This is a genomic window from Microbacterium sp. W1-4-2 (genome assembly GCF_058349885.2).
Map to the genome: position 1 here is coordinate 318,202 of NZ_JBYRJC020000001.1, position 22,883 is coordinate 341,084.

The window sequence follows — 22,883 nt, forward strand, 5'->3', positions numbered from 1 at the left end:
CCGGTAGCCTGGCGTCGAGGAGGTCGCCATGGCGCGCCGATCGGACGGCGAGACAGCGCTGCGCAAACATCTGCGCGTGCTCGAGGCGTTCGACGCGCTGCGCCCCTTCCTGACCCTCACCGAGATCGCGCAGACCACGGGACTCGCCCCGTCGACGGCGCATCGCCTCGTCGCGCAGCTCGAAGAGGAAGGACTGCTGGAGCGTCTGCCCGACCGCACGTATCGACTGGGTGTGCGGCTGTGGGAGTTCGCGTCACGGACTCCGGGGGCGATCGGGCTGCGGGAGCTGGCACGCCCGTGGATGGGCGGTGTGCATGCCCGGGTGCGGCAGCACACTCAGCTGGGCGTGCTGAGCGGGCGCGACGTGCTGTTCATCGACCGGATGTCGACCCGCGATGCCGTGATCAACGCCACGCTCATCGGCGGGCGCACGCCGCTGCCCGTCAGCTCCAGCGGACTCGTGCTGCTCGCGCACGCCGATCCGCGGCTCGTCGACGAGGTGATCGCGGCGGGGTGGCCGCGCTACACCGCGCACACCCTCGACGGCTCAGAGGCGCTGCGCGCCCGCCTGCAGCGGGTGCGCAGTGACGGCTTCGCCGACCTGCCCGGACACATCCACGAGCAGTCGCGCGGCATCGCGGTGCCGGTGGTCGGCCCGCACGGCGTGGTGTACGCGGCGCTGGGTGTCGTCGTGCCCAACGACGGGCGCGCCGCGCAGGGGATCGTCGAGCTGCTGACGGTCGCCGCCGCCGGAGTCACCCGTGCACTCGAAGAGGCCTACCTGCCCGATGGTGCTCCCAGCCATGCGCGCGGCGGCGTGCACACCGTGGTCAGCAGCTCGCTGGCATCGCTCGACTACTTCGCGGGTCTCGGCGACGGCCGGCATGCCGCCGCGGGATAGCCGCGGCGGCACCGGCGCCCGGGCGGGGTCACCGGCTGACGGTCGTGCGCCAGCCGCCGTGGTACTCGGTGCGGGCGGTCTCGGCGTACGGCACCGGGCTGACCACGGCGCGCACCGCGATCTGCTCGTGCGGCTCGACGGTCTTCTTCGCGGTGTTCGGGCTCTCGCCCCACAGCACCCGCACCTCGGCGCCGATCGGCACGTCGTGGTCGACCGTGGCCAGCGACAGGCCACGCCGCTCGTTGGCGGTGATGCCGGTGAACATCGACAGCCCGACGGTGGTGCCGTCGGCGTCGATGACGGCGTCGAAGTTGCTGGAGCCGTAGTTCGCGTTCGGCAGGTCGAAGAACTGGTACCCGGGGCCGGAGCGGTCCAGCACCGAGGTCAGGATCCTGCCTAGGTCCTCGTCGTTCCAGGCCAGCGTGACCTTTCGGCGCTGCGTGGCGGGTTCGATCTTCTCGAGGGCGTCACGGCCGATGAAGTCGTGGTCGAACTTCACGAACGAGCCGTAGCCGAGCTCCCACGGGTTCAGGTAGTAGTCGTCGATGCGGTCGGACACGAACGAGCCGTCGATCGCGTTGATCGCCTCGTAACCGTCGGCGGGCAGCCATTCGCGGAAGCGGCGTTCGATCTCGCCGCCGGTGTAGATCGCCGGCAGCGGGGAGGGGATCCAGCCCGACTCCAGGGTGTTCGACGAATAGGCCCGTGCGCCGCACGGCTCGATGCCGAACTCGGCGCCGGCCTCGAGGATCGCGTCGCGGATGCGGCCGTGCTCGGCATACGGACCCCACAGCTCGAGCCCCGGCATCCCGGCCATGCCGTGCCGGAGCGTGCGCACGGTGGAGCCGGCGACGGTCAGATGACCCATGTGGAAGAACTTGACCTGCTCGACGGGCCCGCCCGCGAGCTTCTCGATGATCGGCCACGCGTTCGGGCCCTGGATCTGGAACCGGTAGTAGTCGCGGTGCACCGGCTGGCCGTACGGGCGCGAGGGGGACCGGTCGTCGTACCGGGTCTCGACGTCGTAGCCGCCGGTCTCGGCGTGGAACTGCAGCCAGTTCGCACCGGGGTTGCGTCCCACGTAGACGTACTCGTCTTCGGCCTCGTGGAACAGGATGCCGTCCCCGATCACGCCGCCGTTCGACGCCGTCGGCACGAACTGCTTGGCCGTGTCGACCGGGAAGTTCGCGAACGAGTTGACCCCGGTGTCGCTCAGCAGCCGCAGCGCGTCGGGGCCCGACATGAAGAAGTTCACCATGTGGTGCGTCTGGTCGTAGAGCACCGCGCTCTCGCGCCAGGCCTTCTGCTCGCGCCGCCAGTTGCTGAACTCGGCCGGCACGACGGGGTAGATGTAGGCCCCCAGTTGGGAGTTGCGGAGCATCTGGACGATGTTCCCGTTCTCATCGAGCAGCTGCTGCAGATTCTCGGCCATGGGGCTCCCTCGTTGTCGCCGGCGGATCCCGGGACAACCCTGTCCCGGGGCTTCGATCCGCCCTCATGCTAGGGCGTCTCGGAACCTATGTCCATAGGTATGTGGCAGAGGGAAATCGGCGGAACCAAAATTGTAGACAATATCTTGACCATTCTGCGGCGCTGTGCTTGTCTGGTGTCAGCATGCCGACATCTGCGCGGCGAGTCGAGTTTCGAGGAGCCCCATGGCCGACAGCATCCCGTCGCTTCTGGTGGTCAGCGCCCACGCCGGGGATTTCGTGTGGCGCGCGGGCGGAGCGATCGCGGCGGCCGCGATGCGCGGCGAACGGGCGACGGTGGTCTGCCTCAGCTACGGCGAGCGCGGAGAGTCGGCCAGCCAGTGGCTGGCGGGCAAGAGCCTCGACGAGATCAAGGCCGTGCGTCGTGGGGAAGCGGAGGCCGCGGCATCCGCCCTCGGCGCCGACATCGAGTTCCTCGACCTCGGCGACTACCCGCTGCGCGAGAGCGACGAGGCCGTCGCGAGGCTCGTCGACGTGTACCGGCGCACCCAGCCGACGGTCGTGCTGACGCATCCGCTCGTCGACCCGTACAACGGCGACCACCCGGCCGCGGCGCGCATGGCGCTGCAGGCGCGCGTGCTCGCCCAGGCGATCGGGGTCGCGAATTCCGACGGCTCGTACCCGTCGAAGCAGGACATCATCGGCGCCCCGCCCGTGTTCTTCTTCGAACCGCACCAGAGTGAGCAGTGTGACTTCAAGCCGAACGTCCTGCTGGACATCACCGAGGCGTTCGCACGCAAGCGCGCGGCCATGGAATGCCTGCCGGCGCAGAAGCACATGTGGTCGTACTACACGGATCTGGCGGTCCGTCGTGGCGTGCAGGTCAAGCGCAACGCCGGTCCGAACCTTGGTCTGCCGCACGAGACGATGGGCGAGGCCTACATGCGCTACTACCCCGAGGTCACGGGGGTTCTGAAGTGAGCGGGGTGATCGTCACCGACATCGCACGCACGGATGCCGCGACTGTCGACGCGCTCGCCGTGCACGGCGTCGCGACGGTGCACGAGGCGATGGGACGCACGGGGCTCGTCGGTGCGGGACTGCGGCCGATCCAGGACGGCGCACGGATCGCCGGCACGGCCGTGACGGTGCTCAGCTGGCCCGCCGACAACCTGATGATCCACGCCGCAGTCGAGCAGTGCCGGGCCGGCGACGTCCTCGTCGTGACGACCGTGTCGCCGTCGGTCGACGGGGCGTTCGGCGAGCTGTTCGCCACGGCGCTGCACGCGCGCGGCGTGCGGGGCCTCGTCACGACCACCGGGGTGCGCGACGTCGCCGAGCTGCGCGAGCTGGGCTTTCCGGTCTGGTCGGCGGCTGTCAACGCGCAGGGCACCGTGAAATCGACCGGCGGCTCGGTGAACGTCCCGGTCATCGTCGGGGGAGCCACCGTGCATCCCGGCGACGTGATCGTCGCGGACGACGACGGTGTGCTGTGCGTGCCCCGTCGGGATGCCGCGGCCACCCTGGCCGCCGCCGATGCGCGCGCCGAGAAAGAGGCCGCTGACCGCGCCGACTACCGGGAGGGCGGGCTGAGCCTGGACCGCAAGGGGCTGCGGCAGAGCCTGGCCGACCTCGGCGTCGTGTACATGCCCCAGCAGGAATACGATGCCCGCTGACCTCGCCCCCTCCGACCCCGTCCGGTCCGATCCGGTCCGCGACGGCATCCCCTGCATGCTGATGCGGGGCGGGACCTCGAAGGGCGCCTACTTCGTCGCCGACGACGTGCCCGCCGATCCGGGCGGCCGCGACGAACTCATGCTGCGGATCATGGGCAGCCCCGACCGCGCCCAGATCGACGGCATCGGCGGCGCGCACCCGCTCACCAGCAAGGTCGCGATCGTGTCGCGCTCGGCCGAGCCCGGCATCGACGTCGATTACCTGTTCCTGCAGGTCGCCGTCGACGATCCGGTCGTCAGCCATACCCAGACCTGCGGCAATCTGCTGGCCGGCGTCGGCCCGTTCGCCATCGAACGCGGCCTCATCGAAGCGTCCGGCGGCACCACGGCAGTGCGGATCCGACTGGTGAACACGGGCGACGTGGCCACGGCATCCTTCGCCACCCCCGGCGGCAGACCCGACTACGACGGATCCGCGGCGATCGACGGCGTCCCCGGCACGGCCTGCGCGATCGACCTCGAGATCGCGCCGTCGGTGCCGCTGCTGCCCACCGGGAGCGTCGTGGACGAGGTCGCCGGCCATCGGGTCACGCTCGTGGACAACGGCATGCCGGTCGTGCTGATGGATGCCGCGGAGTTCGGCGTCGACGGCACCGAGACGCCCGCCGAGCTCGAAGAGCGCGCCGACCTGCGCGCCGCCGTCGAGACCGTGCGACGCGCAGCCGGCGAGCTGTTCGGGCTGGGCGATGTGTCGGCGCAGACGGTGCCGAAGATGTTCCTGCTGTCGCCGCCGCGGTCAGGTGGTGCGATCGGCACCCGCGCGTTCATCCCCGCCCGTGTGCACACCTCGATCGGCGTGCTGATGGCGGCCTCGGTCGCCGCCGGCGTCCGCATCCCCGGCACGGTGGGCGCGGGCCTGGCCCGGCTCGACGACCCCGACCGCACCGTGCTCGAACACCCGAGCGGCGCGTTCACCGCCCGGGTCGTCGTCGAGCACGGCGACGACCGGCAGTGGCGGGCTCGCTCGTTCTCGCTGCGCACCGCACGCAAGCTGTTCGACGGACGGGTCTTCGCCCGTCCACGCCTCTGACCGCCCCGAACCGTCCAGGAGGACCCGCCATGGCACGACCCGAGAACTTCGACCTCGCCCACCTGGGTGCGATCGAGCTGTTCACCCCGAAGTTCGACGAGAGCCTGCACTTCTTCCGCGATATCTGCGCGATGCGCGAGGTCGCCCGGGTCGGCGACTCCGCGTACCTGCGGACGTGGGACGAATACCAGCGGTACTCGCTCAAGCTCACCGCCTCCGACACCAACGGCGTCGGCCGCACGCTGTTCCGTGCGACCAGCCCTGAGGCCCTCGACCGCCGCGTCGCCGCGATCGAGAAGGCGGGCCTCGGCCGTGGCTGGCGCGACCCCGAGGTCGGCGTCGGCCGCTCGTATGAGTTCGAGGACCCGGACGGGCACACCATGGCCGTCTACTACGACACCGAGCGCTACGTGGCCGACGATGAGGACCGCCCGGCGCTGAAGAACCAGGCGTCGGCCTACCCGGGGCGCGGCATCAACGCCCGCCGGCTCGACCACATCAACTACCTCGCCGCCGACGTCGACGCGGCGGGGGAGTTCTGGCGCGACGTGATGTTCGCCCGGGAGTCCGAACGGGTGCGGATGGACGACGGCCACATGGCGGCGTGGTGGTTCCGGTTCCACCAGAAGTCGTACGATGTCGTGTATTCCGAGGACTGGACCGGCGAGCGCGGCCGCTTCCACCACTTCGCGTTCGCGCCCGATTCACGCGAAGACATCCTCAAGGCCGCCGACATCGCGCTCGAGAACGGCATCCACATCGAGTACGGACCGTACAAGCACGCGATCAACCAGACGTTCTTCCTGTACCTGTGGGAGCCGGGCGGCAACCGCATCGAGTTCGCCAACGCGCAGGCGCGCCTGCTGCTGGACCCCGACCAGCCGGTCGTCGAGTGGAGTCAGGCCGAACGCGCCAAGGGACAGGCGTGGGGCATGAAGACCGTGGCCACGTTCCACACGCACGGCACCCCGTTCGTCGAGAACCAGGAGGAGATCGACCGCCAGGCCCTCGCCGGCCGCTGACCCGCCCGGCCGTTGAGCGAGCGCAGCGAGTCGAAACGACTCTCTGTGCGCGTTTCGACTCGGTCGCCCTGCGCGCGGCCTCGCCCAACGAACCTTGCCCGGCCGTCGAACGAGCGCAGCGAGTCGAAACGTCCTGACCCCCGGTCGTTGAGCAAGCCGAAGGCGCGTCGAAACGACTCGCTCCCGTGCGCGCGAGTCGAGACGCCGCCTAGCTGCTCGCCGCGCGCTCCGCAGCTCGCGTCCGTGAGCTCCACCCGAGGACGGCATCGAACCCGCCGTCGACCAGCGCCTGCCGTTTCGCGTGGCTCCAGCCCTGGATGCGCTTCTCCCAGAGGAACGCCTCGTCGATCCGGTCGAACTCGTTGCTCCACGCGAGTTGAACCGGGAGACGTCGCCGCGTGTATGCGCTTCCGAGTCCCTGTTGATGCTGTTCGAGTCGCCGGACGAGGTCGCGCGTGCTGCCGACGTAGAACGTACCGTCGGCGCAGCGCAGGATGTAGGTGAAGCCGATCATCCACGCCACGGTACTCAGGGGGACGGACATCGGGGCGTTTCGACTCGGTCGCGCTGCGCGCGGCCTCGCTCAACGAACCTTGCCCGGCCGTTGAGCGAGCGCAGCGAGTCGAAACGACTCTCTGTGCGCGTTTCGACTCGGTCGCGCTGCGCGCGGCCTCGCTCAACGGGCGGGCGCCGCTACGGGTCGACGAACAGGCCGGCCTCGGCGTCGGCGGGCGCCTGCTCCTTCAGCTTGAAGTGCTGCTTCTTGCCGGTCGCGGTGTACGGCAGCTCGGTGACGAACGTGTACCGCCTGGGCCGCTTGTAGTCGGCGAGCTTCACGCTGGCGCGCAGGAACGCGTCCAATTCGGATGCCGCGGCCGTGGCATCCGTCAACGCGCCCGCCCGCGGCTGCACGTAGGCGACGACCAGCTCGCCCCATTGCGGGTCGGGCAGGCCCACCACGATCGAGTCGGCGACGCCTGCGTGCGAGGCCAGCACCTCTTCGACCTGCACGGGGTGCACGTTCTCGCCGCCGGAGATGATCATGTCGTCCTTGCGGCCCACGATCGTGACGATCTCGTCCTCGTCCCAGGTGGCCAGGTCGCCCGGGTACACCCAGCCGTCCCGGAACTTCTCGGCCTGCTCGTCGGGGTTGCCGAGGTACGCGTACCCCGACTTCACCGACCGCATGATGACCTCTCCGATCTCCTGCCCGTCGCGGCGGGCGTGCTCGTGGGGCTCCGAGATGCGGTCCTGCTGCACGTGCACGACCGCGACGTCGTCGTCCAGGCACGCGCGCCCGGCCGCGCCCGCGGCCGCGGGCAGGTCGTCGGGGCGCAGGTAGGTGTTCCAGAACGCCTCGGTGGTGCCGTAGCCGTTCGCGATGCGCGGGGTCAGCACACGCTGGTAGCGCAGGGCCGCGTCGTGACTGAGCGGGGCGCCCATCGTCACCATGCCGCGCAGGCTCGACAGGTCGCGCGGGTGCGCCTCCTGCGTCTCGGCCAGGCGCTCGAGGTTCGTCGGGGCGCCGATGACGTATGTGAGCCGATGCTCCTGCACCGCGTCGAGCACGACGTCGGGGTCGAACTGAGGGAGCGTGACGACCTCGGCGCCGACGAAGAACGCCGTGTTGGGGCCGGCGCAGTAGTTGCCGCCGCGGTGGAACCACGGCGACATGTTCATGGATTTGTCGGTGGGACCGAGCGGGAAGTGCATCGTGACGTCGTGGGCCGTGAGCATCTCGTTGAGGCTCGTCAGCGGCACCGCCTTCGGCATGCCGGTTGTGCCGCTCGTGTACAGGCGGCTCGTCTCGTCCCACGTGCTCGCGCCCTCGGGTGCGTGGAAGGATGCCGCGTCCGCGGCGAACAGCTCCTCGAACCGGATCGCGCCCTCGACGAGATCGGCGTCCTGCCCGCCGACGGCGGCGATGATGCGGGGCCGGTGCGCCGCCAGGTCGAGCGCAGCAGCGACGTTCGCGGCATCCGTCCCGTCGTACACGAAGACCGCGGGCCGGGCCTGATCGAGGATGTGGGCGGTCTCGGCGGGTGCGAGCCGGAAGTTCATCGGCGAGCTCACCGCCCGCAGCCCCTGCGCGGCGATATAGAGGAACGCGAACTCGGGTGAGTTCTTCAGCTGATGGCACACGATGTCGCCCACGCCGACGCCGTGGGCGCGCAGGCCCTCGACGAGGCTTCCGGTCACCTGACCCAGCTCGGCGTACGTCCACGACCGGCCGCTGGGCGGATCGGTCATCGCCGGCCGATGCGCGTGGCGATGCGTGTTGCGCTCGAACGCGGCGGCCCACGTGAAGTGGGACTCGAAGACGCGCTGAAGCTCGCTCGGATCGTAGTCGGTGTTCCCCATGATGACTCCTCCTCCTCGAGGCTGTCGCCAGCATATCGGGGTGGGAGGACGCCGGGAACGGCGCGGGATCAGCGCCAGACGTCGCCGGCGATGCCCACGACCGAGCGGATCTTGGCCCACTGCTCGTCCTCGCTGAGCACGTTGCCCTCTTCGGTCGAGGCGAACCCGCACTGCGGGCTCAGGGCCAGCTGCTCGAGCGGCGCGTACGCGGCGGCCTCGTCGATGCGGCGCTTGATGTCGTCGGGGTTCTCGAGCTGGCCGGACTTGGTCGTGACCAGACCGAGCACGACCGTCTTGTCGCCCTTGGGCAGGAACCGCAGCGGCTCGAACCCGCCGGCACGGTCGCTGTCGTACTCGAGGAAGTAGCCGTCGTACTGCACGACGTCCAGCAGCTGCTCGGCGATCGGCTCGTAGCCGCCCGACGAGATCCACGTCGAGCGGAAGTTGCCGCGGCACACGTGGGTGGTGACGACGAGGTCGTCGGGCTTGCCGTCGAGCACCCGGTTGAGGATGCCCGCGTAGCGCTCGGCGATGCCGTCGGTGTCGATGCCGCGCTCGCGCGCCTTGGCCAGCTCGGTCTCGCTGCACAGGTACGCCCAGGCGGTGTCGTCCAGCTGCAGGTAGCGGGCACCGGCGTCGTAGAACGCGGCCAGCGCGTCCCGGTACGCCTGCACGAGGTCGTCGACGATCGCGTCGCGCCCGTCGTACGCCGACGCGTCGATGTGCCCGGGCTCGAGTCGGAAGTCGAGCACGGTGGGCGCGGGGATGCTGAACTTCGGCGTGATGCCCGCAGCCACGGCGTCCTTCACGAACCGGAAGTGCTCCAGGAAGGGATGCCGTGGGTCGAACCGGATCGGACCCGAGATCTCGACGCCCCGCGGCTTGGTCTGCACGCCCTGGAACTGGATGCCGTGGTCCAGCTCGACGATGTCGACGCCGCCGAGGTGGCCGAGGAAGTCGAAATGCCACCAGGAGCGGCGGAACTCGCCGTCCGTGGCCAGGCGCAGTCCGGCGTCGGCCTCTTTGCGGATCAGGTCGGCGATGGCGGCGTCCTCCACGGCCCGCAGCCCGTCGGCGTCGAGCTGTCCGTCGGCGAACCGGCGGCGGGCGTCCTTGAGGGCGGCGGGGCGAAGGAAGCTTCCGACGATGTCGGCACGGAACGGAGGAACGGTCATCCCGTGATCCTAGACGGGCGGCCAGGCCGCGGCATCCCACCCGTCATCGGGCGTCATCGGCGTGCGGGCGGCGTGCGAGCCGGCGTCCCGGTTCGGCGTCCCGCCCGGTGTCGGAGCGCGCGGCTAGAGTGGTGCGGTGCCCGCTCCCGTGATCAGCGCAGCGAACCTCGTCAAGTCGTACAAGGTCAAAGGCAAACCGGATTTCCTGGCCGTCGACGGCCTCGATTTCGAGGTCGCGCCCGGCGAGTCTTTCGGCCTGCTCGGGCCCAACGGCGCCGGCAAGTCGACGACGATGAAGATGGTCGGCGCGGTCTCGACGCGCACGTCCGGCGACCTCGAGATCCTGGGCCTGGACCCCGACCGGTACGGGCCCGAGATCCGCTCCCGGCTGGGCGTCGTGCCGCAGGAGGACAACCTCGACGGCGAGCTGAACGCCCGCGAGAACCTGTACGTGTACGGGCGGTACTTCGGCCTGCCCGGCAAGGTGTGCGCGCAGAAGGCCGACGAGCTGCTGGCGTTCGCGCAGCTCGCCGACAAGGCCAAGAACAAGGTCGACCAGCTCTCCGGCGGCATGAAGCGACGGCTCACGATCGCGCGCGGGCTGATCAACGACCCGCGCATCCTGCTGCTGGACGAGCCGACGACCGGCCTGGACCCGCAGGCGCGGCACATCCTGTGGGACCGGCTGTTCCGGCTCAAGGAGCGCGGCACGACGCTCGTGCTGACCACTCACTACATGGACGAGGCCGAGCAGCTGTGCGATCGGCTCATCGTGGTCGACAAGGGGCGGATCATGGCGCAGGGCACGCCGTCGGCGCTGATCCGCGAGCACTCCAGCCGCGAGGTCGCCGAGGTGCGGTTCGGCTCGCAGCACAACGAGCAGGCCGCGGCGCAGCTGGCCGGCTTCGGCGACCGCATCGAGGTGCTGCCCGACCGCATCCTCGTCTACGCGCATGACGGCGAGGCCGTGCTCGCGCGCATCGCCGAGACCGGGCTGCAGCCCCTGACGAGCCTCGTGCGCCGCTCGAGCCTCGAGGACGTGTTCCTGCGGCTGACCGGAAGGTCGCTGATCGAATGACGGATGCCGCGACCAGCGCACACCCCTCGCTCGACGAGCTGCGGGCCGAGGCGATCGAGCGCGGCCGCAGGCCGCGCCGGTACGGGTCGTGGTACGCGACCGAGCACATGCTGCGCGCGATGCGCGCGTACGGGTGGACGATCGTCGTCGGCGCGCTCGGCCAGCCGCTGGTCTACCTGTTCGGACTGGCCGTGGGCCTTGCCGCCCTCATCCGGCAGGACATCCCGACGGCGGGCGGCGGGTCGGTGTCGTACCTCGTCTTCGTCGCACCGGCGCTGTTGATGACCGCGACGATCGCCGTGGCATCCGAGGAGTTCACCTACCCGGTGATGGCGGGATTCAAGTGGCGCCGCTACTTCTACGGCTTCAACGCGTCGCCGCTGTCGTCGCCGCAGATCGCGAACGGCGTCGCGATCGCCGCGTCCGGGCGCATGCTGTTCGCCGGTGCCGCGTACTACCTGTTCATCTGGGCGTTCGGGGCGGTGTTCCCGCTGGTCACGGTGCCGGACCCCGCCTCCGGCTGGATCTCGGTGCCGGTCGGCCTGCTCGCCGGGCTCGCCTTCGGCATGCCGCTGATGGCATACGCCGCGTCGCTCGAAGACGACAAGGGGCAGTTCGCGCTCGTGCAGCGGTTCGTGTTCATGCCGATGTTCCTGTTCTCGGGCACGTTCTACCCGCTGGCCGCGCTGCCTGTGTGGCTGCAGTGGATCGGCTGGATCTCGCCGCTGTGGCACGCCACCGAGCTCGGCCGCATGGCGACCTTCGGCGGCCCGGTGGATGTCGTGATGCTCGTCGTGCACCTGGCGTATCTGCTCGTGCTCAGCGTCGGCGGCTATCTGCTCACGCGCCGCATCTTCACGCGGAGGCTGGCGAAGTGACCGTGGCGACTTCCGAAGCAGTGCAGGATGCCACGACCCGCCGCGGCGGCGTGCGGGCGCTGTGGGCGGGCAACCCCTGGGCGGTCGTGCAGCGGGGCCTGATCGCAGCCCGCTCGTCGAGCTGGGTCGTCATCCTCTCGGGCTTCTTCGAGCCGGTGTTCTACCTGCTGTCGATGGGCATCGGCCTGGGCGCCCTGGTCGGCAACGTGCAGGTGTCGCCCGAGGTGTCGGTGTCATATCCGGCCTACATCGCCCCGGCGCTGCTGGCGGTCTCGGCGATGAACGGCGCGATCTACGACTCGACGTGGAACGTGTTCTTCAAGCTGAACTACGGCAAGCTCTACGAGGGCATGCTCGCCACCTCGCTCGGTCCGCTCGACGTCGCCCTCGGCGAGATCCTGTATGCGCTGCTGCGCGGCCTGCTGTACGCGTGCGGGTTCATGATCATCATGCAGATCGCGGGGCTCAACCTGGCGGCGACCGCGATCCTCGCCCTGCCGGCCGTGCTGCTGATCGCGTTCGGGTTCGCGAGCCTGGGCATGGCCGTCACCAGCTACATGAAGACGTTCCAGCACATGGACTGGATCAACATCGTGCTGCTGCCGATGTTCCTGTTCTCGGCGACGCTGTACCCGATCGCGATCTACCCGCAGTGGATCCAGTCGATCATCATGGCCCTCCCGCTCTGGCACGGCGTCGAGCTGATCCGGGCCCTGACCACCGGCGCCTACTCGACCGCGATGGTCTGGCACATCCTGTACTACGTCGCGATGATCGCCGTCGGCCTGGTCTTCACGACCAAGCGCCTGCGCGCCCTCTTCCTGGACTGACCACCCCGTTCTGTCACCGGCATCCCTCCTCTCTTCCCCCCCCCCCCCCCCCGACGGGCCAACCTTCAGGGTGTCATAAGGTTGGCGGGAACTGACGTATGCTCTACAGCATGGGTACCGTCATGATCATCCTGCACGTCGCCACGGCCGTCTTCATCGTCGGCCCGATGGCGATCATCCCGATGACCGGACTGCGCACGCTGCGCTCGGGCAACGCGTCGGCGGTGCGCAGTCTCGCCAAGTCCACCGCGATCTTCGGCTGGCTGTCGCTGATCACCTTCGTGATCGGGTTCGGCGTGGCCGGCATGTGGAAGATCAGCATCGGCACGCCGTGGATCCTGTGGTCGATCGTCGCGTACGTGATCGCGTTCGTGCTGAGCGTGTTCGTCGTCGTGCCGCAGATGAATAAGGCCGCCGACCAGGTCGACGGCGAAGCCGAGATCACCAAGCCCGCCGCCTACGGGGCGATCGCGGCGAGCAGCGGCATCTCGAGCCTGCTGCTGCTGCTCGTGGTCGTCCTGATGGTGTGGCACCCCTGACCCACCGAGCAGTCACACCGCACACGGCACGAGGCCGGCGTCCCGCACAGGGCGCCGGCCTCATTTGACGCTGCGGCGGCTCAGCCGCGGATGCGCTCGAGCGCCTCTGCCAGGCGCGCCACCGTGCCGTCGACATCGCCCAGCTTGTCGAGGCCGAACAGCCCCGCCCGGAACGTCGAGAACGAGGCCGGCTCGCCGCAGTGCAGCGGCACGCCGGCGGCCACCTGCACCCCCGCTCGCACGAACGCTGCGCCGCTGCGCAGGTCAGGGTCGTCGGTGTGCACGACGACGACGCTGGGCGCGTCGAATCCGGCCGCTGCGACCGACGGCAGCCCGTGTGCGGCGAACAGCTCGCGCACCCGGGTGCCCAGCTCGATCTGCGCGCTGCGCAGGGTCTCGAGTCCGCGGCCCTGCGTCTCGACCATCTGTGCGAGGTTGTGGGCGAGCGAGTCGGTCGGCATCGTCGCGTGGTAGGCGGCGCGGCCGTCCCGGTACGCGTCCGAGATGTCGAGCCACTTCGCCAGATCGATCGAGAAGCTCGTGGAGGTTCCGGATGCCACGGCCGCCCGCCCCGCGGTGCTGAGCATGACGTACCCGGCGCATGGTGTGCCGCTCCACCCCTTCTGCGGTGCGCTGATGAGCACGTCGACGCCCAGCGCCTCCATGTCCACCCACATCGCACCGGAGGCGACGCAGTCCAGCACGAACACACCGCCCACATGGTGCACGGCGTCGGCGAGGGTCCGCACGTAGTCGTCGGGCAGCAGCATCCCGGCTGCCGTCTCGACGTGCGGGGCGAACACGACCTCGGGGCGCTGGGTGCGCACGGCCTCGACGACCTCGTCGATCGGAGCCGGCTGCCACGCGGCCTGAGCGCCGTCGTCGACCGGGCGTGCGGTGCACACGGCGATGTCGTCGCTGATGCGCCCGGTCTCGAGGATCTGCGACCAGCGGTACGAGAACAGGCCGTTGCGCACGACGAGGCACCGCTTGCCGGTCGCCAGGTGCCGCGCCACCGCCTCCATCGCATACGTCCCGCCGCCGGGGACGACGGCCGCGCTGTCGGCGCGATACGTGGTGCGCAGGATGTCGAGCAGCTGCTGCATGACGCCGATGAAGCGCGCCGACATGTGGTTCAGCGAGCGGTCGGTGAACACCACCGAGTACTCGAGCAGTCCGTCGGGGTCGATGTCATCGTGCGGGAGGGCGTGCGGCAGGCTCATGCTCCCAGCATGTCACGGCCGTGCGGACTCATCGAGCGGCTTCGGTGAGCCGGTGGGCGGACGGGCTCAGCGGGCGGGCTCGGCTGCGCCGGCGAGCTGCCGCAGGACGCCGACCATGCGCAGGGCGGCCTCGGCCGCCTCGGCGCCCTTGTCCTCCTTCGAGTCCGGCAGGCCGGCACGGTCCAGGCCCTGCTGCTCGTCGTCCAACGTCAGCACGCCGAATCCGATGGGCTTGCCGGCATCCAGCGCCGCGCGATTCAGACCGTCGGTGGTCGCCTGCGAGACGTACTCGAAGTGCGGGGTGCCGCCGCGGATGATGACGCCCAGGGCCACCACCGCATCGGCCCCGCCGGCGAACGCGGCCTGTGCGGCCAGCGCCAGCTCGAACGAGCCCGGAACGCGCACGAGGGTGTGCTCGGCGCCCGCGGCGTGCAGGGCGCGCTGCGCGCCCGCGATCAGTCCTTCGGTGATCGTCTCGTGCCACGTGCCGGCGACGATCACCGTCCGCACTCCGGTGCCGTCGATCTGCTGCGCTTTCGGTGCGCCGGTCCTGCTCACGCGTCCGCTCCCTTGTGCTCGATGTCGCGATGTCCGATGTCGCCGTGCGCGCTGTGCGCGCCGAACCCGTCCTCGCCGTCGCGCATGACGTGCAGTGCCTCTTCGAGGTCGTCGGCGTCGATGACGTGGCCCATCTTGTCGCGCTTGGTCTGCAGGTACTGGTGGTTGTTGGGGCCGACGCCCACAAGCAGCGGCACCTGCTCGATGATCTCGAGCCCGAACTCGCGCAGCTGGTTGACCTTGTCGGTGTTGTTCGTGAGCAGGCGCACCTTCTGCACGCCGAGGTCGGAGAGGATCCCGGCGGCCGCCGCGTAGTCGCGCGCGTCGGCGGGAAGACCCAGGGCGAGGTTCGCGTCGACCGTGTCGAGCCCGCGCTCCTGCAGGCTGTACGCGCGCAGCTTGTTGATCAGGCCGATGCCGCGGCCCTCGTGGCCGCGCATGTAGATGACGACGCCGCCGTCCTTGTCGATCGCGTCCAGCGCCGCCTGCAGCTGCGGCCCGCACTCGCACTTGAGCGACCCGAACGCCTCGCCGGTCAGGCACTCGGAGTGCACGCGCACGAGCGGCGCGCCGTCGTCGAGCTGGCCCGAGACGACCGCGAGGTGGTCGGTGCCGGTGACCCGGTCCTTGTAGGCGAGCAAGCGGAACCGGCCGTGCGCGGTCGGCACGTTCGCCTCGGCGCGCAGGCTCACCCGGCGGCGGTGCGCGACCGGCTCTGTGCGCGGCTCGGTCTCGTCCAGGTACGCGATCAGGCGCTCGATCGTGATGACCGGCACGTCCTCGCGTTCGCCCATCTCGATCAGGCCGGGCAGGCGCATCATGCTGCCGTCGTCGGCGACGACCTCGGCGATCGCGCCCACCGGGGCGAGCCCGGCCAGCCGCATGAGCTCGACGGCCGCCTCGGTGTGGCCGCTGCGCTCGCGCACACCGCCGTCGACGGCGCGCAGCGGCAGCACGTGACCGGGCCGGATCACCGAGGTCGGCGTCGACTCGGGGTTCGCCAGCACGTTCAGCGTATGCGCCCGGTCGGCGGCGCTGATCCCCGTCGAGATGCGGTCGGCTGCGTCCACGCTCACGGTGTACGCGGTGCCGCGCGAGTCCTCGTTGTGCGCCACCATGGGTGGCAGGTCGAGTCGGTCGGCCCACTCGCCGGGCATGGGCGCGCACAGGTAGCCGCTCGAGTAGCGGATGGTCCACGCCAGCCACTCCGGCGTCGCCAGCTGCGCTGAGAGGATGACGTCGCCCTCGTTCTCGCGGTTCTCGTCGTCGGCGACGAGGACCGGGCGGCCCTTTCGCAGGCTCTCGAGCGCTTCGGGGATCGTGGCCAGGCTCATGCGAGCCCTCCTTCGTTGAGGTCGGATGCGGCGTCGGCGTCGTCTGCCCGTCGCGGGGCGGCGGAGGCGGCCGCGAACTGTGCGAGCCGCCGCACATGGCGGGCGAGGATGTCGGTCTCGAGGTTCACGCGCTCGCCGGGTGCGCGCTCACCGAGGGTGGTGGCGGTCAGGGTCTCGGGGATGAGCGAGACCTCGAACCAGGGGCGCGCCTCGTCCGCGGCGCTGACCGCGCTGACGGTGAGCGAGACGCCGTCGACGGCGATCGAGCCCTTGTCGACGACGAGGTCGGCGAGGTGGGCGGGGATGGAGATGCGCAGCACGCGCCACTGCTGGCCCGGCCGGGTCTGCAGCACCTCGCCGGTGCCGTCGATGTGCCCCTGGACGATGTGCCCGCCCAGGCGCGCACCGGCGGGCATGGCGCGTTCGAGGTTGACGCGGTGCCCGGCGGGGATCCGGTCGAGCGTCGACATCACCAGCGTCTGGCGCATGACGTCGGCGGTGAACCAGTCCTCGCCCTGTTCGACGACGGTCAGGCACACGCCCGACACGGCGATCGAGTCGCCGTGCGAGGCATCCGACACCGCCAGCGGGGCGTGCACGGTCAGTCGCACGCCGTCGCCGGAGTCGGTGACGGCGGTGATCTGGCCGACCTCTTCGATGATTCCGGTGAACATCAGTCGTTCTCCTTCACGGTCGGTGAGTCGGGGGAGGCAGGAGAGTGGGCGCAGAGCAGGGGGTGCGCCACGATGAGCAGGTCGTCGCCGAGGCGGTCGATGGATGCCACGGCCAGCCGCCGCGCGTCGCCGATCGTCTCGATGCCGAGGTCGCCGAGCGCCGGCCGGTCGCCGCCGAGCAGCACGGGGGCGATGTAGGCGACGACCTCGTCGACCAGCCCCGCGCGCAGGAACGCGCTCGCGACGGCCGGTCCGCCTTCGACGAACACACGCTGCACACCGCGCCCGCGCAGGTCGGCGAGGACGGCGTCGAGGTCGTGTCCGTCGAGGAACAGCGCGGGCAGCGGGTGGCGCCGCACGGCTGCGTCGCCCGGCACGGCGCGGGCGCCGAGCACGACCGGCATCGGCTGGTGCTCGTACAGGGAGCCGTCGCCGGCGCGGGCGGTGAGAGCGGGGTCGTCGGCCAGCACGGTGCCGACGCCCGCGACGATCGCGTCGGCTGCGGCGCGCCGGCGGTGCACGTCGGCGCGCGCGGCGGGTCCGGTGATCCACTGGCTGGTGCCGTCGGATGCCGCAGCCCGGCCGTCCAGGCTCTGCGCCCATTTCACGGTCACCCGGGGTCGGCCCAGCTGCTGCACGGCCAGCCAGTCGGACAGCTGCGCCCGGCCGTCGACGGCGAGCACCCCGCCGACGACCTGCAGGCCGGCGGCGCGCATGCGGTCGGCGCCGCCCCCGGCGCGGGGCGTCGGGTCGTCCAGTCCATACACGACGCGGACGACGCCGGCCTCGATGAGGGCCACGGCGCAGGGCCCGGTGCGCCCCGTGTGGTTGCACGGCTCGAGCGTCACCACGGCCGTGGCACCCTCGGCCTGGCCGGGCGACAGCTTCGCGAGCGCGTCGACCTCGGCGTGCGGCGTACCGGCGCCGCGATGCCAGCCCTCGGCGAGGACGTCCCCGTCGGCGGAGAGGATGACCGCGCCCACCTGCGGGTTCACTCCCCGCGGGCCGCGCCGCGCCAGCTCGAGCGCGCGGCGCATGGCGCCGAGCTCGATGTCGCTGACCGTCATCCCGTTCTCCTGACCGACCGTGCCGGCTCCGAAGCTCGACGAGAGGGCCAGAGACGACGCGCAGGCGCGCGTCGCGTGCTGCCTCCCATCCGGACTAGCGATGGCGGACCATCGCATCACCGTCGGTCCCGGGATTCCACCGGGTCAACCGCTGCGCCTGCGCGGCGCGAGCAGCTCGCGGACTGTCACCGCCGGTTCGGATTCTCACCGACCCCGGAGCACGTTGATGCTCACGAGTCTACCCAACGCATCGGGCACCGGATCATTCCCACCAGGCTCCCGGCGCGGGCGGCGCTCGAAGGCGCACGGGCGGCATAGCCTGGGGAGGGGGAAGGGGACAGACACATGCACGGCACTCTCGAGACCGTCGGGTTCAGCGCGCTCACCGACCGCCCCTACGCGGACGTGCTCGTGATCGGCGGCGGGATCAACGGACTGGCCGCCTTCCGCGACCTCGCGATGCAGGGCATCGACGTCGCCCTCGTCGAGCGCGCGGACTTCGCGTCCGGCGCATCCGCGGCATCCAGCCACATGATCCACGGCGGCATCCGCTACCTCGAGAACGGCGAGTTCCGGCTCGTGCACGAGGCCGTCACGGAGCGCAACATGCTGCTGCGCACCGCCGCGCACTACGTACGGCCCCTGCAGACCACGATCCCGATCTTCTCCACGTTCGCGGGGATCCTGGCGGCGCCGCTGCGATTCCTGCGCCACGGTACGAGCGTGCCGCACGAACGCGGCGCCGTGCTGATCAAGATCGGACTCGAGATCTACGATGCGTTCTCGCGCGGCGGCAGCCGGGTGCCGCGGCACACATTCCACGGCCGGCGGGCCTCGCTGGCGCGGCTGCCGCAGCTGAACCCCGACATCAAGTACACCGCGACGTACTGGGACGCGTCGCTGCGCGATCCCGAGCGCCTGGCGCTGGACGTGCTGCGCGACGGCATCGCGGCGGGAGCGCACGCGGCCGGAGCCGGTCGCGCCCGCGCGGCCAACTACACCGCGGCCGTGGGCATCGAGGGCGGGCGGATCGTGCTGCGCGACGCCGACACCGGCGACCAGACGCGGTTCGCGGCGTCCGTCGTCGTCAACGCCACGGGCCCGTGGACCGACCTGACCAACGACGCGCTGCACGAGCGCACGCACTACATGGGCGGCACGAAGGGGTCGCACATCGTGCTCGAGAACGCCGAGCTGCTGGCGGCCACCGGCGGCCGCGAGTTGTTCTTCGAGCACAGCGACGGACGCATCGTGCTCATCTATCCGTTGAAGGGCCGCGTGCTGGTGGGCACGAGCGATCTCGAGCACGACATGGCCGACCCGATCGTGTGCAGCGACGCCGAGGTCGACTACTTCCTCAACCTGATCGGGCATGTGCTGCCGGGCGTGGCGGTCGCGCGCGACCAGATCGTCTATCGATATGCCGGGGTGCGCCCGCTGCCCGGGCACGGCGACCTGGCACCGGGCTTCGTGTCGCGCGACTACCGGGTAGAGACGGTCCCCCTGCCGGGGACGGGAGCCTGGATCCTGAGCCTCGTGGGCGGCAAATGGACGACCTTCCGGGCGTCGGCCGAGCACCTGGCCGACCGGGCGCTGGCGGTGCTCGCGCATCCGCGCCGGCGCTCGACCCGCGGCGTGCCGATCGGCGGCGGCCGCGGCTACCCGCGCACCGAGCGGGCGCGCCAGCAGTGGATCGCCGATCACGCCGCCGTCGTCTCGGTCATCCGCGTCGGCCGGCTGCTCGAGCGCTACGGCACCGTGGCCGCGGACGTCATCGCGGCGATCGCCGCCGACCCCGACGATGCGCCCCTCGCGTCGCTGCCGCACTTCAGCACCGGCGAACTGCGTCACCTCGCCCGCACCGAGGCGGTGCGCCACCTCGACGACCTGCTGCTGCGGCGCACGGACGTCGCGTTCCGGGGGCAGGCCGGGCCGGAGGCGGCACGCGAGGTCGCCGAGGCCGTGGCCGACGTGCTCGGCTGGGATGCGGCAGCGGTCGACGCCGAGGTCGATCGCGCCCTGGCCGCCGTGCATGCGGCCGTGCCCGTGGCATCCTGAACCACGCCCTCGTCAGCGGGGGACCGGCCGGCCCGACCCGCTGGCCAGGAATGCGGTCCCGAAGCACAGCTCGGCCCAGGACGGGTCGGCCAGCTGCTGCATGGCCGCGCGGATGGTCTCCCACGGGCGGTGGGCGACCCACGCGTCGAGCGACGCCGAAGTGGGCACCACGCTCACGGCGAACCGCGCCAGCCAGCGCGGGGTGCGGTCGGGGACCTTCAGATCCAGCACCGCCCAGCGTCCGCCGGCGGCGAGGGCCGCGGCGCCGTGGGCGATGACCCGTCCGCAGTCGGGCACCTGGGTCAGCGCGTAGGTCGACAGGATCGCGTCGACCTCGGATGGAAAGCCGAACCGGGCCGCGTCCGCCTGCACGAGCGTCACGTTGTGCCAGCCCATCGCCCGGACCCGGGCCGCCGCCTGGACGAGCATCGCGTCGGTCAGATCGACCCCGACGATCCGGCCGCGGGGGCCGATCGCCTGCTCGAGCAGCGCGAAGTTCAGGCCCGTACCGCACGCGACATCGACGACGCTGTCGCCGGCGCGCAGCCCGAGCGCCTGCACCGTGCGCAACCGCTGCGCCCGCTGCGGGTAGCCGGGCACGGGGTACAGCCGGGACGTCACGTCGTAGTGCGCCGCCTTTCTGCGGTAGGTCTCGACCAGGCGCGCCCGAGCGTTGTCGGCCTGGTTCACGGCGATCCCGCGCCCTCTTGCCGCTCGACCTCGGGCCGCTCGGCCTCCGATCGATCACCCTCGACCGCCGTCTTGATCGCGGCCATCTCGATGTCGCTCACGCGCTGCACCTGGCGGCGGAGCATGCCGGCGGGGACGGTGCGCAGGATGCCCGTGAGCTCGACCTCGACCCACATCATCGCGCTCGTGCCGCCGTCCACGGAGTCGAACTCCATCCCCCAGCGCGCCGGGCTCGCCGCCATCGTGCCGGCGAACGCCATCGTCCGGGGCGCATCGACCGCCGTCACCTGCTCGACCCGGTGGTGATTCCAGCCCAGATCCCGCGCTCGCTGCTCGATCCATGCACCGGGCCGCAGCGGGCCGCCGCCGCGCACCCGGCATTCGAGCACCGTCGGCGCCCACTCCGCCCACCGGGCGACGTCGCACAGGTAGGCCCACGCGTCATCGACGGCCGCGGCGACAGCGATGCGGCTCTCGGTTCTGATGGTCATGGCGGCGACCTTCCACGCGGTGCGCGGGGATGTCCTTCGCAGGCGGGGCACGGCGAAGTCACCCTCACCGATGACACGATGCGGCGGGCCGTTTCGTTCACTTCGCCCGAGCCGAATCATGCTGCGGACACGTGCGGCCCGGCTCGCCGGTCGAAGGGAGCGCGATCGGCGACGCGATAGCCTGGCCGGACGACGGCGTGAGGGAGGGCGGCATGGCGCGACACGTGCTGGCGATCGACCAGGGCACCACATCCACACGGGCGATCGTGTTCGACGACGGCGGGCGCATCGTGGCGGTCGCGCAGCGCGAGCACGAGCAGATCTTCCCCCGCGCGGGTCAGGTCGAGCACGACCCGGTCGAGATCTGGACCAACACCGAGTGGGTCGTCGCACACGCCCTCGCCCGGGCGCGGCTGACCGCCCGCGAGGTCGCCGGCATCGGCATCACCAACCAGCGCGAGACCGCGATCGTGTGGAACCGCCGCACCGGCAAGCCCGTCCACAACGCGATCGTGTGGCAGGACACCCGCACGCAGGAGCGGATCGACGCGCTGGCGGCGGAGCATCCCGACGGCACGCAGCGTTTCGCCGGGGTGACCGGTCTTCCGCTCGCGTCCTACTTCTCGGCGTCCAAGGTCGCCTGGATCCTCGACCGGGTGCCCGGCGCCCGCAGCGACGCAGAGGCCGGCGACCTGCTGTTCGGCACCCCCGACACCTGGCTGATCTGGAACCTCACCGGCGGCCCCGACGGGGGCGTGCACGTCACCGACGTCACCAACGCCTCGCGCACCCTGCTGATGGACCTCGAGACCCTCGACTGGTCCGACCAGATGCTCGCCGTGTGGGACATCCCGCGCGCGATGCTGCCCGAGATCCGCTCGTCGTCCGAGGTCGTCGGCACGGTCGACCTGCCGGCGGTGGCCCGCGGCATCCCGATCGCCGGCATCCTCGGCGACCAGCAGGCGGCGACCTTCGGCCAGGTCGCGTTCGACGCGGGGGAGTCGAAGAACACCTACGGCACGGGCAACTTCCTGATCGTGAACACCGGCGGGCAGATCGTGCGCAGCGGCAACGGCCTCATCACGACGGTCGCCTACCGGTGCGCGGACGAACCCGCCCGTTACGCCGTCGAGGGGTCGATCGCCGTCACCGGGTCGCTCGTGCAGTGGCTGCGCGACAACCTCGGGATCATCCAGCGCTCCGAAGACGTCGAGACGCTCGCCGCCACGGTCGACGACAACGGCGGCGCGTACTTCGTGCCGGCGTTCTCGGGCCTGTTCGCCCCGTATTGGCGGCCCGATGCGCGGGGCGCTTTGGTCGGGATGACGCGGTACGTCAACAAGGGGCATATTGCGCGCGCCGCGCTCGAGGCGACGGCGTTCCAGACCCGCGACGTGATCGATGCGGTCGTCGCCGACACCGGCCGGGCACTGCCCGAGCTGCGCGTGGACGGCGGTATGACCCGCAACGACACGCTCATGCAGTTCCAGGCCGACATCCTCGGCATGCCGGTCGTGCGCCCCGAGATCGTCGAGACGACCGCGCTCGGCGCGGCGTATGCCGCGGGGCTCGCCACCGGCGTGTGGGGCGGGTTCGACGAGCTGCGCGCGCTGTGGCGCGAGGACAGGCGGTTCGAGCCCGCGATGGACGCCGACGAGCGCGAGCGCCGCTACCGCATGTGGCAGAAGGCGGTGGGCAAGTCGCTGGACTGGGTGGATGCCGATGCCCGGGCGCTGATGGACGACCGCGACCCCGCGGGCTGACCGACCCGCTCATTGAGCCGGCCGCTCGTTGAGCGAGGACGCGCG

Annotated in this window: 22 protein-coding genes and 1 riboswitch; of the genes, 11 read left to right on the top strand and 11 right to left on the bottom strand. The window is 71.0% G+C overall.

Annotated elements, in window-relative coordinates; translation table 11 throughout:
• The first annotated feature begins 28 nt into the window (after positions 1-28).
• Positions 29-901 carry an IclR family transcriptional regulator gene (locus tag AC3RX0_RS01360; protein WP_491504149.1) on the top strand — a complete coding sequence of 291 codons (873 nt, stop codon included), beginning with the start codon at positions 29-31 and terminating at the stop codon, positions 899-901.
• A gap of 28 nt (positions 902-929) precedes the next feature.
• Here the strand turns inward: AC3RX0_RS01360 and ligM are convergent, their stop codons facing one another.
• Positions 930-2,333 carry a vanillate/3-O-methylgallate O-demethylase gene (gene ligM / locus AC3RX0_RS01365; RefSeq protein ID WP_491504150.1) on the bottom strand — a complete coding sequence of 468 codons (1,404 nt, stop codon included), beginning with the start codon at positions 2,331-2,333 and terminating at the stop codon, positions 930-932.
• A 223-nt stretch (positions 2,334-2,556) separates the two neighbouring features.
• On the opposite strand from ligM, the gene AC3RX0_RS01370 reads away from it, so the two are divergent.
• The 4 genes from AC3RX0_RS01370 to AC3RX0_RS01385 are packed head-to-tail and all read left to right on the top strand — an operon-like array spanning position 2,557 to position 6,119.
• The gene (locus AC3RX0_RS01370) at positions 2,557-3,312 is read left to right on the top strand and encodes a PIG-L deacetylase family protein (protein WP_491504151.1); all 756 of its coding nucleotides are present in this window, start codon (positions 2,557-2,559) and stop codon (positions 3,310-3,312) included.
• Complete coding sequence (locus AC3RX0_RS01375; RefSeq protein WP_491504152.1) at positions 3,309-4,007, top strand: 4-carboxy-4-hydroxy-2-oxoadipate aldolase/oxaloacetate decarboxylase; 699 nt, start codon at positions 3,309-3,311, stop codon at positions 4,005-4,007. Before AC3RX0_RS01370 ends, AC3RX0_RS01375 begins: the two co-directional genes overlap by 4 nt.
• Positions 3,997-5,097, top strand: coding sequence for a 4-oxalomesaconate tautomerase (locus AC3RX0_RS01380; protein ID WP_491504153.1), 1,101 nt, complete (start codon positions 3,997-3,999; stop codon positions 5,095-5,097). The genes AC3RX0_RS01375 and AC3RX0_RS01380 overlap by 11 nt, the downstream gene beginning before the upstream one ends.
• Positions 5,098-5,126: 29 nt before the next feature.
• Positions 5,127-6,119, top strand: a complete 993-nt coding sequence (locus tag AC3RX0_RS01385) for a VOC family protein (protein WP_491504154.1) — start codon at positions 5,127-5,129, stop codon at positions 6,117-6,119.
• Positions 6,120-6,327: 208 nt separating this feature from the next.
• Here AC3RX0_RS01385 and AC3RX0_RS01390 read toward each other — a convergent pair whose 3' ends face one another.
• The 3 genes from AC3RX0_RS01390 to AC3RX0_RS01400 form a co-directional block, all read right to left on the bottom strand.
• Positions 6,328-6,663: a GIY-YIG nuclease family protein gene (locus AC3RX0_RS01390; protein ID WP_498165835.1), complete on the bottom strand. Its 336-nt coding sequence runs from the start codon at positions 6,661-6,663 to the stop codon at positions 6,328-6,330.
• Between the two features lie 149 nt (positions 6,664-6,812).
• Complete coding sequence (locus AC3RX0_RS01395; protein ID WP_491504156.1) at positions 6,813-8,480, bottom strand: class I adenylate-forming enzyme family protein; 1,668 nt, start codon at positions 8,478-8,480, stop codon at positions 6,813-6,815.
• 68 nt (positions 8,481-8,548) lie between these two features.
• On the bottom strand, positions 8,549-9,655 hold the full coding sequence (locus AC3RX0_RS01400; RefSeq protein ID WP_491504157.1) for a 5-methyltetrahydropteroyltriglutamate--homocysteine S-methyltransferase: 1,107 nt from the start codon (positions 9,653-9,655) through the stop codon (positions 8,549-8,551).
• A gap of 136 nt (positions 9,656-9,791) precedes the next feature.
• Here AC3RX0_RS01400 and AC3RX0_RS01405 point away from each other — a divergent pair, with 136 nt between their 5' ends.
• The 4 genes from AC3RX0_RS01405 (at position 9,792) to AC3RX0_RS01420 (ending at position 12,980) form a co-directional block, all read left to right on the top strand.
• The gene (locus tag AC3RX0_RS01405; protein WP_491504158.1) at positions 9,792-10,733 is read left to right on the top strand and encodes an ABC transporter ATP-binding protein; all 942 of its coding nucleotides are present in this window, start codon (positions 9,792-9,794) and stop codon (positions 10,731-10,733) included.
• The gene (locus tag AC3RX0_RS01410; RefSeq protein ID WP_491504159.1) at positions 10,730-11,611 is read left to right on the top strand and encodes an ABC transporter permease; all 882 of its coding nucleotides are present in this window, start codon (positions 10,730-10,732) and stop codon (positions 11,609-11,611) included. Before AC3RX0_RS01405 ends, AC3RX0_RS01410 begins: the two co-directional genes overlap by 4 nt.
• Positions 11,612-11,613: 2 nt before the next feature.
• Positions 11,614-12,441 carry an ABC transporter permease gene (locus AC3RX0_RS01415; protein ID WP_491505347.1) on the top strand — a complete coding sequence of 276 codons (828 nt, stop codon included), beginning with the start codon at positions 11,614-11,616 and terminating at the stop codon, positions 12,439-12,441.
• 110 nt (positions 12,442-12,551) lie between these two features.
• Positions 12,552-12,980 (top strand): DUF2269 family protein, encoded by a 429-nt coding sequence (locus AC3RX0_RS01420; RefSeq protein ID WP_491504160.1) that lies wholly within the window; start codon positions 12,552-12,554, stop codon positions 12,978-12,980.
• An 80-nt stretch (positions 12,981-13,060) separates the two neighbouring features.
• Here the strand turns inward: AC3RX0_RS01420 and AC3RX0_RS01425 are convergent, their stop codons facing one another.
• From AC3RX0_RS01425 to ribD, 5 genes are all read right to left on the bottom strand, one after another.
• Positions 13,061-14,203, bottom strand: coding sequence for an aminotransferase class V-fold PLP-dependent enzyme (locus AC3RX0_RS01425; RefSeq protein WP_491504161.1), 1,143 nt, complete (start codon positions 14,201-14,203; stop codon positions 13,061-13,063).
• 66 nt (positions 14,204-14,269) lie between these two features.
• The gene (gene ribH, locus AC3RX0_RS01430) at positions 14,270-14,761 is read right to left on the bottom strand and encodes a 6,7-dimethyl-8-ribityllumazine synthase (protein ID WP_491504162.1); all 492 of its coding nucleotides are present in this window, start codon (positions 14,759-14,761) and stop codon (positions 14,270-14,272) included.
• Positions 14,758-16,095 (bottom strand): GTP cyclohydrolase II, encoded by a 1,338-nt coding sequence (ribA, locus tag AC3RX0_RS01435; protein WP_491504163.1) that lies wholly within the window; start codon positions 16,093-16,095, stop codon positions 14,758-14,760. Before ribA ends, ribH begins: the two co-directional genes overlap by 4 nt.
• Positions 16,092-16,769 carry a riboflavin synthase gene (locus AC3RX0_RS01440; protein ID WP_491504164.1) on the bottom strand — a complete coding sequence of 226 codons (678 nt, stop codon included), beginning with the start codon at positions 16,767-16,769 and terminating at the stop codon, positions 16,092-16,094. Before AC3RX0_RS01440 ends, ribA begins: the two co-directional genes overlap by 4 nt.
• Positions 16,769-17,836 carry a bifunctional diaminohydroxyphosphoribosylaminopyrimidine deaminase/5-amino-6-(5-phosphoribosylamino)uracil reductase RibD gene (gene ribD / locus AC3RX0_RS01445; RefSeq protein WP_491504165.1) on the bottom strand — a complete coding sequence of 356 codons (1,068 nt, stop codon included), beginning with the start codon at positions 17,834-17,836 and terminating at the stop codon, positions 16,769-16,771. Before ribD ends, AC3RX0_RS01440 begins: the two co-directional genes overlap by 1 nt.
• 72 nt (positions 17,837-17,908) lie before the next feature.
• Positions 17,909-18,061, bottom strand: a riboswitch (FMN riboswitch).
• 120 nt (positions 18,062-18,181) lie between these two features.
• On the opposite strand from ribD, the gene AC3RX0_RS01450 reads away from it, so the two are divergent.
• On the top strand, positions 18,182-19,894 hold the full coding sequence (locus AC3RX0_RS01450) for a glycerol-3-phosphate dehydrogenase/oxidase (protein WP_491504166.1): 1,713 nt from the start codon (positions 18,182-18,184) through the stop codon (positions 19,892-19,894).
• A 12-nt stretch (positions 19,895-19,906) separates the two neighbouring features.
• Here AC3RX0_RS01450 and AC3RX0_RS01455 read toward each other — a convergent pair whose 3' ends face one another.
• Both AC3RX0_RS01455 and AC3RX0_RS01460 read right to left on the bottom strand, forming a co-directional pair.
• The gene (locus AC3RX0_RS01455; protein WP_491504167.1) at positions 19,907-20,584 is read right to left on the bottom strand and encodes a methyltransferase domain-containing protein; all 678 of its coding nucleotides are present in this window, start codon (positions 20,582-20,584) and stop codon (positions 19,907-19,909) included.
• On the bottom strand, positions 20,581-21,075 hold the full coding sequence (locus AC3RX0_RS01460) for an SRPBCC family protein (RefSeq protein ID WP_491504168.1): 495 nt from the start codon (positions 21,073-21,075) through the stop codon (positions 20,581-20,583). The genes AC3RX0_RS01455 and AC3RX0_RS01460 overlap by 4 nt, the downstream gene beginning before the upstream one ends.
• Positions 21,076-21,287: 212 nt before the next feature.
• Here AC3RX0_RS01460 and glpK point away from each other — a divergent pair, with 212 nt between their 5' ends.
• Positions 21,288-22,838, top strand: a complete 1,551-nt coding sequence (gene glpK / locus AC3RX0_RS01465; RefSeq protein WP_491504169.1) for a glycerol kinase GlpK — start codon at positions 21,288-21,290, stop codon at positions 22,836-22,838.
• The last annotated feature ends 45 nt before the right edge of the window (positions 22,839-22,883 follow it).

Bases quoted from the DNA above. Each gene is read 5' to 3' on its own strand.
- AC3RX0_RS01450 (WP_491504166.1), top strand. From the start codon at position 18,182: ATGCACGGCACTCTCGAGACCGTCGGGTTCAGCGCGCTCACCGACCGC.
- AC3RX0_RS01390 (WP_498165835.1), bottom strand. From the start codon at position 6,663: ATGTCCGTCCCCCTGAGTACCGTGGCGTGGATGATCGGCTTCACCTAC.
- AC3RX0_RS01395 (WP_491504156.1), bottom strand. From the start codon at position 8,480: ATGGGGAACACCGACTACGATCCGAGCGAGCTTCAGCGCGTCTTCGAG.
- ribD (WP_491504165.1), bottom strand. From the start codon at position 17,836: ATGACGGTCAGCGACATCGAGCTCGGCGCCATGCGCCGCGCGCTCGAG.
- ligM (WP_491504150.1), bottom strand. From the start codon at position 2,333: ATGGCCGAGAATCTGCAGCAGCTGCTCGATGAGAACGGGAACATCGTC.
- AC3RX0_RS01425 (WP_491504161.1), bottom strand. From the start codon at position 14,203: ATGAGCCTGCCGCACGCCCTCCCGCACGATGACATCGACCCCGACGGA.
- ribA (WP_491504163.1), bottom strand. From the start codon at position 16,095: ATGAGCCTGGCCACGATCCCCGAAGCGCTCGAGAGCCTGCGAAAGGGC.
- AC3RX0_RS01400 (WP_491504157.1), bottom strand. From the start codon at position 9,655: ATGACCGTTCCTCCGTTCCGTGCCGACATCGTCGGAAGCTTCCTTCGC.
- AC3RX0_RS01420 (WP_491504160.1), top strand. From the start codon at position 12,552: ATGGGTACCGTCATGATCATCCTGCACGTCGCCACGGCCGTCTTCATC.
- AC3RX0_RS01440 (WP_491504164.1), bottom strand. From the start codon at position 16,769: ATGTTCACCGGAATCATCGAAGAGGTCGGCCAGATCACCGCCGTCACC.
- AC3RX0_RS01370 (WP_491504151.1), top strand. From the start codon at position 2,557: ATGGCCGACAGCATCCCGTCGCTTCTGGTGGTCAGCGCCCACGCCGGG.
- AC3RX0_RS01380 (WP_491504153.1), top strand. From the start codon at position 3,997: ATGCCCGCTGACCTCGCCCCCTCCGACCCCGTCCGGTCCGATCCGGTC.
- AC3RX0_RS01360 (WP_491504149.1), top strand. From the start codon at position 29: ATGGCGCGCCGATCGGACGGCGAGACAGCGCTGCGCAAACATCTGCGC.
- AC3RX0_RS01460 (WP_491504168.1), bottom strand. From the start codon at position 21,075: ATGACCATCAGAACCGAGAGCCGCATCGCTGTCGCCGCGGCCGTCGAT.
- glpK (WP_491504169.1), top strand. From the start codon at position 21,288: ATGGCGCGACACGTGCTGGCGATCGACCAGGGCACCACATCCACACGG.
- AC3RX0_RS01385 (WP_491504154.1), top strand. From the start codon at position 5,127: ATGGCACGACCCGAGAACTTCGACCTCGCCCACCTGGGTGCGATCGAG.
- AC3RX0_RS01410 (WP_491504159.1), top strand. From the start codon at position 10,730: ATGACGGATGCCGCGACCAGCGCACACCCCTCGCTCGACGAGCTGCGG.